This window comes from Streptomyces sp. Y20 (genome assembly GCF_043195475.1).
Taxonomy (GTDB): Bacteria; Actinomycetota; Actinomycetes; order Streptomycetales; family Streptomycetaceae; genus Streptomyces.
Window position 1 is genome coordinate 201,844 of record NZ_JBIDDP010000012.1, and the last position, 16,356, is coordinate 218,199.

A 16,356-nucleotide genomic window follows, 5' to 3' on the forward strand; every position below is an offset into this window, starting at 1 on the left:
GCAGGGTGAGTTTGACCTTCGGGCGGGAGCGGTGGGCGTGCGGCGCCGCCAGGTCGGCGCTCACCATGACCCAGACGTACCGGGTGCTGCCGAAGGGGCCGCTGACCGGGAACCACCGTGCGACGCCGGTACCCGTCAGGGCCGTGTACTGGGTCTGCAGCGCGTCCGAGGAGAAGGTGGCGCGCAGCGCCCGCAGGAGGTGCTCGCGGGCCGAGCCGCCCCGGCCGAGCGCGCCCCGTCCGTCCAGCCGCTCCACGATCGCGGGCAGCACGTCGTCGGCGCGCAGCCGTTCCACGTGGGCGGCGCCGGGCAGGGGGCGGCCGAGCAGGTGGGTACGGGCGAGCGGCTCGCCAAACGGGGCCGAAGACGACGGACCGGGCCGCACCGGTCCGGCCTGGGACGGTGACGCCTCCGTCCGCCCGGCCTCCGTCCGCCCGGTGTGCGAGGGTCCGGCCTGCGGCGCGTCGTCGAGTACGGTCGGTGTGCCGCCCCCCGCCCCCGCCCCGGTGGTCGGGGCGGTCCCCGCGGCGGGAACGGGTGCGGTGCGCGGCGGGAGCAGGTCCGGCACGCGGCGTGCGGGCACCAGCATCTCCAGCCCGTGCTCCACCCGCAGATAGCGGACGGACTCCTCGCGCTTGCTGCCCCTGGACCGCGCCACGGTCACCTCGAAGACCGGGGATGCCTGGATGACGTGCGTCTTCTCCCGGTACGTGGCGCGGCTGATCTCCACCGTGCCCCGCAGGCGTTCCCGGCCGCGGCCCCACGCCCACCGCGCCCCGGTCTGAGCCAGCGCGACGGCCCGCAGGCCGGCTCCGCCCGGCCGGTGGCCTTCGTGGGCGGAGCCCTCCGCGCCTTCCTGCCGGGCCAGTACGGACGCACCCTCGTGGTGCGAGCCCCCGCTCGCGAGGGCACCGACGCCGATCTGCGGTCCGGCGTTCGCGTTCAGGCCGACCTGCCACCCGGTCCTCTCCGCGCGGGCGTGCCGGTCCGTCGACTGCGCGTACTGCTCGATCTCCGTGTCGCCGGCGGTCTCGCCCAGGTCCTCCGCCGAGAGGGCGCGCAGCCTCAACCGCACCTCGTAGCGCCATCCGTCGCGCTTGGGCAGCACGGCGCCGCTTCCGTCCGGGCCGGTCAGGGCACCCAGGCGCGCCGCGAGAGACGCCGCGTCGGTCAGTTCCGCCAGCTCCTGGGGCCAGTTGGCGGAGTCGGCCAGCCACCTCTCGGGCAGTCCGGCCAGCCGGGCGTATCCCGTGGCGGCCAGGCGCGTCAGTTCGGGCATGACGAGGAAGGCGGGGTACACGCCGCCGGTGCCGCCCCGGGTGAAGTCGACCTCCGTCCGGGTGGTCGCGGGCCAGGCGCGCAGGAACGCGACGCGGCCCACCTCGGCGGCCGGGATCCTCTCGCGCGGCTGGGCGGGGGCGCTCTGGCGGGGCACCACGATCGTGGTGGTCAGGTACGGCCGCTCTATCCACCAGCGCTCACCCCGCCGGGCCCGGGCCGGGTTCTCCGGCCGCAGCGACAGCTCGTACACCGTGTCGTAGACGTGCTCGTCGACGTCGCCCTCGGTCTCGGTGCGGCGGTAGACGGTGTTGGCCGCGGTGAACTGCTCCTCCCGCGACCGGTCGAATCCGCCCCGGACCGTCAGGCCGCCGATCCGGAGCCGTGTCGAGCCGCCGAGCGGCACCAGTACGCCACCGCCCGCGCCGGCCACGGCACCCCATTCGGTGCCTCGCTGCCCGGTGACGGTCTCGGTGCGGGCGGCCCGTGCGTTGACGGTCATGGCATAGCTGCGTCCGGGTCTGCGGTCGCGCAGGACGGCCTTGACCGACGCCCGGTAGCGCTCCCCGCCCACGGTCACCATGTGCACGGTCTCTTCGAGCGGCAGCCGGCCCTCCAGCGCGGGCCTGCCGAAGTGCAGGGCGAGCTGGGCCTCCACCGCCGTCCAGTCGGCGGAACGGCGGACGGCCGGCGGGACCATCTCCCTCAGCGCCCAGCTCAGCTGGTCCTGGACGACCTCCGAGCCCGCCATGTCCAGGGCCGTGGCGAAGCCGAGGCCGCGCCGCGCGGCAAGGGCCGGCGGCTCGGCGGGGCCCGCTTCCGGCGGGTGTGCCGAGTCCGGCTGCCGCCGGCCGGCGGCAGGGGGCCGCGGGGGTTCCATCGCCCGTACCGGCGCGGTGCCGGACAGCCGCAGCAGTTCCCGCACGGGGGCGGAGGTCTGCACCGGTTCGGGGCGGTCCTGCGCTTCCTCCGGCAACGGCACGAGCTCGGGGGTGCGTACGGCACCGAGCACGCGCGTCTCGAAGCCGGCCGCGCCGTGCCCGTCGCGCCACGGCACCCCGATCTCCGCCTCGGTCACCTCGGACACCGCACCGATGCGCGGGTGGGTCGCGGACTCGACGGTGACCGTGAGCCGCAGCCGGGCCCGGTAGCGGGCCTGGGTCTCACGGAAGTTGAGGACGGTGTGTCCCAGGGTCTGCGAGGTGACCGACAGACCGCTGCTCGTTCCGCGGTCGAACCCGACGCCGAACAGCGGCAGCAGGCCCCTGGCCGCCGGGGCGGCGGCGCCGTCGGTGACCGGCATCGCGAAGCCGTACGCGTTGTAGCCGAAGGACATGCCGGCGCTGCCGCTGCCCGCCCGGCCGAGACCCCGCGCCGCGCCGCCCCCGAGGTCCTCGCGGATCTGGACGCCGTCGGTGATCCCGGCGAACTCCAGGCCGTCGATCTGGGCCCGCACCCTGAGCCGGCCGCGGAACGAGCGCCGGCCGGCGCCGCCCGGCAGGTACACCTCTCCGGAGATGTCGCCGTTGGTCAGCCACCACCGGCTGCGCGTGCGGGCGGTCCGTTCGTTGAGCAGGTCCCGCGCATGGGCCATGAACCGCTCGGCCGTGGTGGCGTTCAGCCCGGCCCCCAGCAGTTCGCGGTGCAGCGCGGCGACCGGCGGACCCATGTCGACGGCGTTGAGCACGACCCGGTCGGGTCCCAGCCGTGCCTCGCCGGGTGGGAGGGCGGCGGCGGTCTCGGCCATGTCGGGACGCGGGGCGCCGGCGCCGGTGTACTCGCCCGGGAACTCCACCCGCAGGCCCCGCCCGAAGACGGCGTCGGGCCGGTGCCGGACACCGTCCACGAAGACCTCCGCCCGCAGCCCGGCCAGGAACGGCTTGTTCCCGCCGATGAACAGCGTCCGCCCGGAGATGACGTTGCGCCGCTGGGTCTCGGAGCGACCGGCCGCCGACTCGGCCCGGAACTGCGGCACGCCGAGGATCATCGACGAGGCCACCGCGGAGGCGGTGCTGAGGCCGAGCAGCAGGGCCGAGTCCGCGCCGAACGTGCGCTCGCGGGTGCGTGCCCCGCTCCCGGAGGTCGTCGCGAACCGGACGTTGTACTCGCGTACGGCCGACTCCGTCGCCTCGGCGGGACGCAGGTCCGTGAGCAGCGGGCGCAGCCACACCAGCCGGCCGTGGGAGGCCAGCGTCACACCGTGGGCCAGGAGGTCGTCCCAGGCGTGCCGGTCGGTGGTGGCCAGCATCGTGTGCAGCGCGTTCTCGACGTCGGCGGCCAGCTCCGGGTGCGGCAGTGCGGCGGCGACCTGCCGGGCCCAGGCGCGGGCACCCGCGTCGTCGAAGGTACCGGTGTCGCTGACGGAGGCGTGACCGAGCGGGCCGTGGTCCAGGTACCACGGGTGCTCCGGACGCGGGCGCGGGGCCTCGGCGAGGGCACCGGGCGGGACGGGGGACGCCTCGGTCCGGGCGGTGGCCGGCGCCGGCGCCTCCTCGGTCAGAGCGTAGTAGGAGCGCTGGGGACCGGCCGACGAGTCCTCGTCGGAACTGTCGGGGTGGCCGCCGCCCGGCGGCCCGAAGGACATCTCGCCCAGGTCCTCGTCGTCGAACGTTTCGCCGAGGTCCGGCACCCGGGGGACGTGGACGGTGACCGTGGCGCGTCGCAGCAGGACCGCCCGGTCCTCGCCGGTGGCCAGGTCGTCCTCGGGCAGGTCCTGGCCGCGGGAGACGGCGACGACCACCACGGGCTCCCCTCCTGCCGTGTTCTGCTGTCCGAGCGCGGCGAAGCGCCGGGCGAGGGACGTGCGCAGCAACGCGGCGACCGTCTCGGCACGCTGCCGACCGGTGTCCAGGCCGAGTGCGTCAGCGTCCTGCCCTGCCGCGTAGCCGGTCACGGTCACCACCGGTCGCAGCCGCGGCTCCGACGGCCCCGGCACGGCGTCCGCCGCCACCCGGGCCGCCAGCCCCTCGATGACCGGCACCTGGTCGGCCCGGATCTCACCGGAGTCCCCGGCGAACACGACGGTGGCGGCCGGGGCGGACCGGGGGCGGAACGTACGGTAGTCGCCCGGGACCGAGCCGTAGGCGCTCGTCACGTAGGGACGGGCCGAACCGTACTCGGCGACTCCGTCGAGCGCCGCCAGGCCGGTGGGCGCGTACACCGTGGTCCCGAGGTGGTCGGCCACCTGCTGGGCGAGGCCGTCGTCGTAGGCGCCCGACTCGCAGGCGACCATCACCACACCCGCGTCGGGGTGCCGCGCCCTCAGCTCCCGCAGGCTCGGACGGCGGCGCAGCACGGCGGCCAGCTCCGCGCCGTACAGCCGCCGCGGGTCGCCCGCCGCGTCCTGGGTGGCGAACTGGGCCTGGTGGGCGTGGGACGACACGAAGTAGTGGCCGGACCCGGACCACGGCACGGGCTGGGGGATGTACTCGTCGTACAACTGCCGCTGCCGCATGAAGACATCGGTCGCGGACGGGTCGTAGCGCACCCAGTCGGGCGAACGGTTCTCCCAGTCCGCCTCACTGAAGTAGGCGCGGCCGACGACCGTGCCCGTCCCGGAGACGATCGGGCGGGAGACAGGATCGTCCGCACCCGAGGGGAGGGCGTTGAGCAGTTCCGGGTCGACGCGGCTGTACCCGTACTCGAGATCCTGGTCATAACCGCCGAACTCGTCGTCCTCGGCCGTCGCCGGCTGCTGCGGCCGGGCGGGGGTGCGGGGCACGTGGACGGTGACCGTGGCGCGCCGCAGCAGGGCGGCCGGGTCCTGGGCACCGGCCAGGTCGTCGTCCGGGACGTCCCGGCCCCGGGAGAGCGCGAGCACCACGACGGCCGCCGCACGTGCCGCCCCGTCCTGGCCGAGGGCGGTGAAGTGGCCGGCCAGGGCGCTCCGGAAGGCCGCGGCGACGTTCTCGGCCCGTCGGCGGCCGGTGTCGTGGCCCTCGGGGTCCGTGTCGGTGCCGGCGGCGTAGCCGGTGACCGTGACGACGGGCTTCAGTTTGGGGGTGCCGACGCCGGACAGCACGGTACGGACGGTGTCGGCGGCCAGGTCGTCGACGACCGTCTGCTGCCCGGGGGCCGGCTCGCTGGAGCCGTCGGCGAACGACACGGTGGTCGCGGCGTCGGGGCGGGGGCGGAAGGTGCGGTACTCGGCGACGCCGTCGACGCTGCTCAGCCAGGGACGGGCGGCCGGCCCCCCTGGGGTGCGCATGAGAGCGACCGACGTGGTCGGCCCGTAGACGGTGACCCCGAGGTGGTCCGCCAGCTGCTGGGCGAGGCCGTCGTCGAAGGCGCCGGCCTCGCAGGTGACCATGACCACGCCCGCCTGCGGGTGCCGCGCCCGCAGCTCCCGCAGGCTGGGGCGCCGGCGCAGCATCGCCGCCGCCTGCGCGCCGTGCAGGTTCCGCTCGCCACCCGTCGCGTCCTCGACGGCCAGGATGCCCCCGTGGCCGTGGGCCGACACGAAGTAGTGCCTGTCGCCCGCCCACGGGACCGGCGCCTCGACATCTGACCACGGCCCGACCTGGAGGTAGGTGGTGTCCGACGCCGGGTCGTAGGCGGCCCAGTGTTCCGCGCGGGCGGCCCAGTCCTGCTCGTTGTGGAACGCCCGCCCGACGACGGTGCCCGCGTCGGAGACGATCCGGTGGCTGGTGATGTCGTCCTCCGGCGCGCGGAAGCGGTGCGGCGGGCCGGCGTCACTGCTGTCGAGTTCCGGGCGGGGAGCGGAGAAGCCCCTCCGGCCCGGGGCCGCGACCGCCTCGCGGTCCCGCGCGGGTCCGGATTGCCGCGGCCGCGGCACGTGAAGGGTGACCGTCGCACGGCTGAGCAGGGCGGAACGGTCCTGACCGGTGGCGACGTCCTCCGCCGGGAGATCCTGGCCCCGGGAGAGCGCGAGCACGACGACCGCCTCGGTGCCGAGCGGCTCCGCCTGGCCGTTCTGCCGGGCGGCGAGGTGGCGGGCCAGGCTCTGCCGGAACAGTCCGGCGACCGTCTCGGCACGCTGCCGGCCGGTGTTGATGCCCTTGCTGTCCGGGAAACGCCCCTTCGCGTACCCGGTGACCGTGACCACCGGCTTCAGCCGCGGGTTGCCCCGGGCCGCCGGCGCGGCCGACGCTGTCTCGGCGGCCAGGCGGTCGATGACCAGAAGGTCCTCGGCGGCCACCTTCGTGCCGCTCGTGAACATGACGCTGACCGCTTCGTGCGGGCGCGGACGGAATACGCGGTACCGGCCGTCCGGACCGCTCGCGTACGGGCGGGCGGGCAGCTCCCGGGCGGGACCGCCCGGTTCCTCGGCCGGCACGGTGGGGCGGTACATCCCCGCCACGGTGGTCGGCGCGTAAACCGTGGCGCCGAGGTGGTCCGCCGTCTGCTGGGCGAGGCCGTCGTCGAGGGCCCCGGCGTCGCAGGCGACCATCACCACGCCCGCACCCGGGTTCTGCGCCCTGAGCTCCCGCAGGCTCGGGCGCCGCCGCAGCACGGCGGCCAGCTCCGCGCCGTACAGCCGCCGCCGGTCGCCCGCCGCGTCCTCCATGGCGAACTGGGCCTCGTTGGAGTGCGAGGTGAGGTAGTACTGGCCCGGCTCGCGCCACGGCACCGGCTCCGGCACCTGGTCGAGCCGGTTCGGCTGCCGCTGACGCATGTAGACACCGGTGGTCGCCGGGTCGTACCGGGCCCAGTCACCCGCGCGGGCCGCCCAGTCGGCCGGTCCCAGATAGGCGCGGCCGACGATCGTGCCGGCGGCGAAGACGATCCGGTGGGAGACGTGATCGTCCGCCGGTTCCCGGAAGCGGTCCAGCGGGCTGCCGCCGAGCAACCGGGGGCGCGCCCTCAGGTCCTCCTCGGTGGGCGGCTCCGGCGTGGACCGCCGTGGCAGGGCCTGTGTGGCCGCCGCCGCCTCCGCCAGTCGCCTGCGGGCGGTCGTCACGCGGTCGACGGCCACCGGGGGCGCGCCCGCGCTGGTGTGGGCGGTCAGGGCGTCCAGCGCCGACTCGGCGCGGGAGAGTTCGAGGGCCGCGTCGGTGTACTCCTGCCAGGCCAGTGCCTCCTCCTCGGGGGTGGAGCGCGCGGTCGCGGCCGGCTCCGCGGGATCCTGCTCCGCCGGTTCCTGCCGCGCCTTGCCCTTGTCCGGCACGGGCCGCGCGTGAGCCGCGTCGCCGTCCCGGGCGAGCAGCGTCTCCAGCGTCCCGGTGGGCACGTAGAAGACGGCCGCCTCGTCGGTGACGGTCACGTCGACCGCTCGGGGCGTGCCGCTCACCGGCCGGTGGACGAGGTGCCAGGTGATCGACGTCGCCTCCACCCGGGAGAACGGGCGGTGGTCCTGCTGGAGCCGTTCCGTCCCGGTGAGGGTGCCCGCGCTGAGCGCACTCGCCATCCGGGCCCCCGAACCGACGGTGCCCGAGGTCCCGGTGAGCGAGCGGTGGTCGTCCCGGACGATCGTGTCGGGCAGCGTGCTGCCGCCCTCCGGGCGCGGTGCCGACTCGCGCAGTCCCCGGATGTCGGCGGTGATCTCCAGGTGGCCGTGCTGGTCGTTGCTCGTACCCGGCAGGGTGACGGGCTCGTGGAGGGTGCCCTGCCCGGCGAGGTCGAGGAACCACTGGCTCATGTAGGGCGGGCTGAAGACCGCCGCGATCTGGGAGCGCAGGACGAACAGACCGCCCTGCCAGGAGTTGGCGGCCGGGGACGCGCCGGTGCCCAGCCCGCGGGCCGCGAACAGGTCCTCGGCCGCCGCCCGCAGTGCTCCCAGGCCGCCGACGGTGCCCACATAGGCCTCGCGGAGCAGTTCCGGGGTCAGCCGCACTCCCCGGCGTTCGTACGCGGCCGGTGCCTTCTCCACCAGAGCCGGCGGGCGCGGGGCCGGACGCGGGTGGGGCTGGGTGAGTTCCTCCCGGTAGGCGAGGCGCAGCGCGCCGGGCAGCATCCGGGTCCCGAGCAGGTGGTGCTGGTGCCGCCCGATCAGCGGCAGGGCCATGCCGACGCCGGGCGACGCCGCGCTCAGGGCCCAGTACGCGTCCAGCCGGGCGGTGACCTCCACGTCGAACGCGGTCGTCCAGGGCCGGGTGGTGTGCGCAAGGGCGGCGCTCGTCTGGTGACCCGTCCTCGCCTGCCCGCCCGGGGACGAGGCGTGGCCGACCGCGGGCGCGAAGCCCGACTCGGCCCGCTGCGGTGCGTCGGAGTCGACCAGGGAGCGGTGCTCGGTGTACGCGGACCGCAGGTCGCCGCTCCCGTGGCCGGCCGGGGGGCCGGCGCGCTCGACGGAGCGCACGTTCCTGCCCTCCAGGACGTGCCCGCCGGGTTCCTGGCCCAGCGCCCGCGGGGCGGTGAGCCTGGCCGTGAGGGTGACCCGGGCCATCGTGGTCCAGATCTCGTGCCGGTGGGGCACCAGGATCGGCAGGCCGACCAGCATGGTCTCCAGCAGCGCCTTGGTTCCCTGCTGGGCGGCCACCTTCCACAGCTCGGCCTCCACCGCGTCGGCGTGCGCACGGGAGAGCGCCTGGCGGAGCGCGGGCAGCAGGTCGCGCACGAACGGCCGCAGGTCGGGCACCGCGAGCAGTGCGGTGTGGTCGAAGCCGTCACCGCGCAGGACGTTGGCGGGGGCCAGTGCCGGCGCCTCCGGCGCCGGCGTCCGCGCCGCCGTGGTGGTGTCCGGGGCCGTGACCGGCTCCGGCGCCGGTGCCGCCACGAGTCCGCGCTCCCGTGCCGGCTCACGCCGCATCAGCGCCAGTCCGGGCGCCGTGACCGGCTCGCCGGTGGTCTCCTGCCGGGAGCCGCGCCGGGGGCCGAAGCGGCCGAGGACACCGTGCTGCTGATCGGACCAGCGGCGCACGGTGACGCGGAAGGTGGTGGGCGCGTCGGCCCACACGTGCGCGCCGGTCGTGACGTCGACCCGGTCGCTCTGTCCGCTCGCCGCCCGGTCCCCGGGCACCTGGGTACGGAGCCCGTAGCTGTGTTCCACCCCGTCGCGGTTGATGTCCGAGACGTGCACGTCGACGGGGTTGCCCTCCGCCTCCGCACCGGGGGTGAAGTTGAGGGACGTTCCGAGGGCCGCGTACAGGGAAAGGGTGTCGTCGGTCTGTGTGTGCCGGACCATGGCGGTGCCCGCGGTGTGGTCGTACAGGTAGGCGTGCTCGCTCTGCCCGATCGCGGTCAGGGGGCCGGCCGTGGCCTGCACCGAGACCTCCACCCACTGCCGCAGGCCGAGAGAGCTGCGGCCGACCGGCCGGGTCCAGAGCGGGTACGGGGCTCCGGCGAAGTCCCGCACCCGGGGCCCCAGTCCGGTCACGGCGGTGTGCAGCGCGGCCTCGTCGAGCGGGTCCAGTGCGGGCACGCCGGTCTGCCGCAGCAGGTCGGTGATGTGGGGCAGGAGGTGGTCGGTGCGCACCATGTGCAGGACGTCCTGCGGCAGGCGGCCGCCCTCGGGAGTCCAGGCGAGTGCCGGACGGTCCCCGGTGGTGCGCGGTGTCCTGACGGCCGTGCCGCTGTCGTCGAACGCGCTCTCCAGGTCAAGGGTGCGCAGGAGACGGCCGCTGCCGTCGTCCTCCATGACCAGGTCCTCGGGGACGACCAGGCCGGCCTCCACGGGCAGCGGGCCGGACGCGGCGGGGGCGGGTGCCGGACGCCCCGGACCCGTGATCCGCTCGACGCTGACGTCGAGACGCACCGTGCCGCTGAACTCGGACAGCCACAGCGATCCGCCGCCGGAGGCGCCACCCGCGAAGAAGCCGCCGGCCTCGGTGACGGAGCGGCTCCAGCTGAGGCCGGGAGCGAGGCGGCCACCGGCGGCCTCCGCGGACCCGTCCGCCTCCGGGAGCAGGCCGGTGACCGGCAGCTCGACGCCCGCGGCCAGCTTCCACTGCCGGGTCGCCGAGGCGGTCAGGTCGAAGTACGAGCCGTAGTAGACGTCCGTCTGCCCGCGCCGGGAGCGGACGTAGGTGAAGTCGTCCGGGTTCACGGTGGCGCGGACGGTGACCCGGATCCGCTCCACCGCGCCGGGACCGGTCCGGGTCAGCACCACGGTGTGGCCCGGGCCGGCCATCAGGTGCATGCGGCGGGTCAGGCCGGTCTCGCTCAGTGCCTCGTCCAGGGCCAGCTGGTTGCGGACCTGGTGCTCCAGCGGCGCGTCACCGGCCGGCAGCGCGGCGGCCTCGGGGACGGGGACGTCCCGCCACGGGTCGCGGCCGGCCAGGAACCCGGGGAAGTGGTCGTCGACCAGCCGCAGCGTCCGCAGCCGTACCCGCTCGACGGCCGTGCCGTCCAGGCGGCCGACGCGGCTCGTGGGCGGCAGCCAGTCACGGAACAGCGCGGGCAGGCGCAGGGTGCGGCCGGTGGCGCTCCTGGCCAGGACGTCCGGGTCCGCGGCGGTCCGGTCCGCGGCCGACGCCGCCGGGCTCCGGGGCCGCAGTCCGAGGCGGTCCGCGTCGGTGGCGAGCATGCGCACCCGGGCGGTGAGCCATGTCTCGGGGCCGCCGCGTCCGCCGAGCCCCCGGGTCTCCACCCGGACGTCGAACTCCACGACGGCGGTGGGCTCGTCGGTGTACTTGAGCCTGTGCAGTTCCACGCTGCCGGCCTGCTGGCCGGGGCGGGAGAAGCGCACGGACCGCACGTAGGACAGCGAGGGCAGCGGCAGCGGGACCCCGACGGCGGTCGCCGCCAGCGACAGGGCGTCGGAGACACCGGTGGTGGAGGCGTCCCACTGGGTGACCCGCGCGCCCACGTTGCCGACGCGGACGTCCTCGGCGTCCACCCGTGTCAGGTCGTCCGGGCCGTCGACGACCCTCGGGTTGTGGAAGGAGGCGCGTACGCGCACCGCGTCGACCCGGCCGGTGGCGGAGGAGTACACCGGCGCCGACCGGTATCCGCCGGCGGCGGCCTGGTGCAGGCCGGCCATCAGGGTCTGCACCCGGGCGAAGGCGTCCAGCGGTGCGAAGGCCGGGGAGAACGGGTCGGCGAGGGAGGGGTCCACCGCGGCGAACACCGCGGCCCGGTAGTCGGCCGCGCCGGTGACCGAGTCCAGCCACGAGACGCGGGGAAGGACGACCGGTTCACCGACGACGGCGGGTCGGGGCGCCCGCCCGGCCGCGTCCCCGTGATGCGCGTCGGCCGTCAGGGCACGGCTGTCCCCGGTGGTCTCCAGGGCGCGCAACCCGGCGGTGCCGCCCTCCGCCGCGCCGGACCACTGCTGCCACAGGGCGGAGTCGGCGTGCCGCACTCCGTCCGGGCGCGGCAGCTCGCGTACGGCCTCGCGGGGGTGACGGCCGGTCAGCGAGCGCTCCACCACCGTCTGCCGCCGTTGCGGGGCCCGGCCGCGTCGCTGGACCACGAGGTCGACGCCCACGTCGTACCGGAAGTCCACGGCCCGGTCGGAGACCGGCCTGACGGTCCGCGTGGTGCCGAAGGTGGACGAGAGGGTGAAGTCTGAGGTCTTGCCGAACCCGGTGAGCAGCGTCCGCAGCGCGGCGCCGGCCTGTGCCAGGGGCGGTACGAGCGCGAGCGCCTGCGAGAAGGGCAGGGTGACGGCCGCGTCGAGTCCGTGGCTGACCGCGCGGTTGGCCGATGCCGTCTCCCGCCAGTCCAGCACCTGGCGGGTGCGCCGGTCGCGGTTGTACCGCCGCGCGGTGCCGGCGTCCTCGGTGAGCGGTTCGCCGCGCGGGTCGGTGATCTGGGTCCAGTCGCCCAGCCGCAGCCGTACGGTGACGGCGACCGGGCCGCCGGGCAGCCCGAGCACCAGGGTGATCCGGTCGCCGATGGCCTGGCGCAGGGCGTTGTCGGGGCCGGCGGTGTCGAAGTACTCCGTCAGCGCGTCCTCGGCCGGCTGCCGCAGCCGCTCCGGCAGCAGTGCCTGGACGCCGTCGCGGATCGCCGCCGGCAGCCGGTCGTCGGCGAACTCGTACGTCTCGGCGCCGAGACCGTGGCGGAAGCGAGGGGACGTGGTGTAGGCGGGCGGCGCGAAGACCAGGTCCTCGTCACGGCGGTCGCGGGTTCGCCCCGGGGTCCGGGCGGGCCGGGCGGCGGTGGCGGTCGGCTCCTCTCGGGTGGGCCGGGGCGCGGCGGTCGCGGAGGCACCGCCGCCGGTGGACAGAAGGGTGTCCAGGCTGGGCTCGGCCTGCGGGCGCGGCTCCAGCACGGCGCGGTCGAGCCGTTCCGCCTCCGGGGTACCGGGTTCGGCGGCCAGCCGCAGCACGTCCTCGCCGGCGGCCACGGAAGCCGTGCCGGCGTCGTCGGCGACGTCGGCGACCTCCACGATCTCCTCGCCCCGGAACGTGGTGCCCGTCATTCCGGGCAGCGCGGTCAGCCAGCCGGCCCGGTTCCGGAACGGCTCGATGTACACCCTGCCGAATCCGACGCCGAGGGTTCCGGTGGGACCGGTCACCGTCATTGCCAGGCTGTTCGCCAGGCCCTGGATGTAGGGCGTCTCGGTCAGGGAGCCCGGGCGTCCCGCGTAGCAGATCGCGGTGATCACGGCGCTGTCCACGCGGTTCACCGCGCCACGCCTGAACGCCTCGAAGCCGGCCTGGCGGCGTAGCAGCGCGCCCGTCTGCTCACCGGTGAACTCGACCGCGCGGCCGTCGCGCGTGTACAGACGGACGGTGGCGCGGCCCATCGGGCCATGGGCGACCAGATAGTGCCGTGGGGCGCCGTCCTCCCAGGGATTGGTTCCGGTGACTGCCATGTCAACTCCCATGGCGCGCCCGGCGCGAAAGCTCCTGGTGTCGGGAAGGGTACGGAAGGCGAACTCCGTCCGGGCCCGTTCGTCCGTGCTCAGCGACATGTGGCCGATGACCCGGCCGGTGCGCGGGTCGGCGAACGGCGTCATCAGCACCGAACGGAAGTGGAACCGCTCGCCGGTCACGGACGGGACGTAGTCGTCCGATCCGCCGCCCTCCTCCTGCGCGGCCGCGGGCGGCGGTGCCTGGCCGGGGTCGACGCGCATCCAGTGCCCCTCGGGCAGGTTGCCGTCCACGTCCCGGACGGTGCGCACTTCCATGACCCCGAAGGCGTTGCCGACCAGGTCCACCCGGCCGCTGTGCGTCCACACCGTGACACCCGCCCGGTCGGCCAGCGTCCTGGCCAGGTCGAGCCCGTACCGCGCGCCGTCGTTGGTCACCAGCCACAGCGGGCGGTCGCCGATGCGGTTGTGGGCGGCCACGTCCGCGAACACGTCCAGTGACAGCCGTACCGGCTCACCGTCCTCGTAGGCCACGACGGAGGGCGCGGCGGGGGGTACGCCCGGGTCGTAGTCGAAGCGCAGGACGAAGCCGTCCAGCACGGTCAGCGGACGCACGTCGTCCCTGTCACCCTCACGCGCGCTGCCGAGCAGATCCAGTCCCGCGGCGTTGCCGACGGTGTCGAACAGCACCCGGGCGTCGAGGTCGGGCAGTCGCCGTGCGTCTCCGTCCATCGAGGACGACGAGCTGCCGTCCTCGGTGCCGTCGTCCGACATCGGGGACGCCGGTGCGTCGGCCTCCGTGGCTGCCCACTGTGCCTCCGTGCCGGCCCACTGGGCCAGCGGGCCGGTGGCGCTCAGCGTGATGCCCTCGCCGTACGCGTCGGGGTCCAGCCCCAGCTCCCGCAGCGCTCGCCGGGTCTCCGCCAGCCGGGCCTGCGTCTTGGGCAGCGCGCGGGTGTTGTGGGCGCGTTGTGCGGCGTTCTCCTCGGCCAGGGCGGTGTGGTATTTCGTCAGCGCCTCGGTCAGGCCCCTCAGTTCGGGGTCCACCGTGAGCGGGGGCACGGCGGGCCGTGCGGCCGTGCCCGCTGCGGTGTCCTCGCGCTTCGCCCTGCCCTTGCCGGTCGCGGCACGCGCCGCCGCCGCTTCCGCCTCGGCGCGCTGCGCCGCCTCCCGCACCAGGGCCACCGACGCCGCCAGCGCCGGATGGTTGCGCACCGCGTCGATGTCCAGCGGGCCGTCGCTGTACTGGCTGCTGTGGCCCTCCCACTTGTACTTGTTGCCCTGGCGTGCCGTGCTGACGGCGTACACGAGCGTGTCCACACGGCCGTCGGGTGCCAGGACGTAGGCGAACGAGGCTCCGCCGCTGCCGCCTGCCAGGTGCACGTGCAGTGCCTGGTTGGCCCGGACCTCGCTCTCGCGGGGCCGCAGCTCCCCCTCGGCCACCCGCCGCAGCACCGCCAGTTGCTCCTGCGTCAGCTGCCCCGGACGTACGTGGCTGGCGTACACGAGCCGTCCGCTGTGCTCCCACCTGTCGGCCCGGTGGGGGGAGAACGCCGCCAGCCGGCCGGCGATCAGGGCGGCCTCCTCCGCCTGGCGGGCCTCCCGTTCGGCACGCGCTCGCGTCCACACGGCGCGCGCCGCGTCGACGACCCGGCCGTGGTAGTCGCCCGCCGGCATCACACCGGTGCGGTCCAGCCAGTCCTGGAAGTCGCTCTCGAAGTGCTCCCCCGCGGTTTCGGCGGTACGCAGGAAGGTACCGAACGCGTAGTCGGTCCAGAGGCTCGGGCGCTGCCTGAGGTCCTCGGCCAGGGCCGGCACGGCGATCAGCAGCGGCAGAAGCTCCGGGTTCTCGCCCAGCGCCGCGCTCACCACGCCACCGGCGGGTCCGAGCAGCAGTTCCGCCGCCTCGGGCACCGAGCCGACCGCCTGCGCCCAGACCGAACCCCGCGCGGGCCGCGTCACCGCCTGTCTCGCGGTGGAGCCCGGGCCCGCCGACCGGTCGCGGCGGTCGTCCTTGGGCGCGCGCTCCCGCCCCGCCACCGTCCGTACGGGACCGGGGGCGGCGGACACCGCGCCCAGCAACGGCTCCGGCGAGGCGTCCTCGACGAGCTGCCGGAAACGGCCGGCGTCCTGGGCCAGCGTGCGCAGCCCGGCGGCGAAGTCGGTGGTCCGCAGCGCCTGCCCGTACCACTGAGCCGTACGCAGGAACCGCTCGGCGAACGCCGGGTGGTCGTTCAGGAAGTGCGTCAGATCCGCGTTCGCCAGCAGCCTTCGCAGGTCCGCCGCGGGCATGGCGTCCGGTACCGGCGCCCGGTCCGCCAGCACCGTCAGCAGTGCCTCCCGGGTGGTCAGCCGGCGCGCCAGCTGAGGTGTCAGCGCCTCGGCGAAGACCTCGCCGGCCCGCGCCGCCCGCCACAGCGGGCCGTCCGTCCGTGCCTGCTCCAGCAGACCGTGGCCGCGCGACAATGCGCCCACCAGCCACGGCGCCTGACGCAGCTCCTCCGCGATCCGCGGCTGGTCCGCCATCGCCTCGGCGAGGCCGCGCACCGCGGTCAGGGCCCGCCGCAGCGCCTGCCCGTCGCGGGCCAGGTCCCCGGCCACCTGCGGCTGCTCACGCAGCAGTCGGTGGACCGCCGGCTGCCGTGCCAGCAGCCGGGCCACGCCCTCGTCCGCCGCCAGGGCCGCCACCACCGCGGGGGCGGCCAGCGCGGTCCTCGCCAGTTCGGCGTCCGCCAGCACCACCCGCACCTGCCCGGGGTGCGTCGAGAACGCGTAACGCAGCGGCTTGGTGGTGAGCAGCCTCAGGTAGTCGGCCTCGTCCGGGAACAGGTCGGGACGCTCGGCCAGCGCCTCCGCCAGCCCGGGCACGGTCTGGATCACCAGCAGCAGATCGGGCCGGGTCGCCAGTGCCTTGACCAGCGGCAGGCTGCTGACCGCGGCGCGCACCGTCGCCAGCCCTCCTTCGCGCAGCACCTGCTCCGACAGTTCCTCCCGCAGCTCCCGGCTGGCCATCAGTACGTCGCCGATCGGCCCCTGGTCGGCGAAGACGCGTGCGGCGTCGGCACTCCTGGAGATGAGCCGGTAGTCGCTCCTCCCGTTCAGGTGGAAGTACGTGCCCTCCGCGAAGAGCATCAGCCGGCTCAGTTCGGGGTTGCCCGCGTATTCGGCGACGGCCTGGGGGGTGCTGACGAGCCAGGTGCGCGTGCCCGGGTTGGTGAGGAAGAGCCGGTACAGGTAGTCGTTGGTGCGCAGGGCCCGGGTCAGTTCCCGGTTGCCGTAGAGCAGCGGCAGGACGTTCTGTGAGGCGTCCGCGAGCAGCGCGGTCAGCGCGGGCCGGGCCCGGAGCGTCTCGAAGAGCTCTTGGTTGCGGTAGAAGGCGGCGGCGAAGGACTCCCGTTCGCGTGCCAGGTCGAGCAGGC

General features: G+C 75.5%; 1 protein-coding gene (only partly in view). It reads right to left on the minus strand.

This entire window lies inside a single protein-coding gene on the minus strand: locus ACGFT1_RS27375, encoding a hypothetical protein. The 50,835-nt coding sequence extends 13,781 nt beyond the window's left edge and 20,698 nt beyond its right edge, so the window shows coding positions 20,699-37,054 — codons 6,900 (partial) to 12,352 (partial); the first complete codon in reading order (the gene reads right to left) occupies nt 16,352-16,354. The start codon and the stop codon both lie outside this window.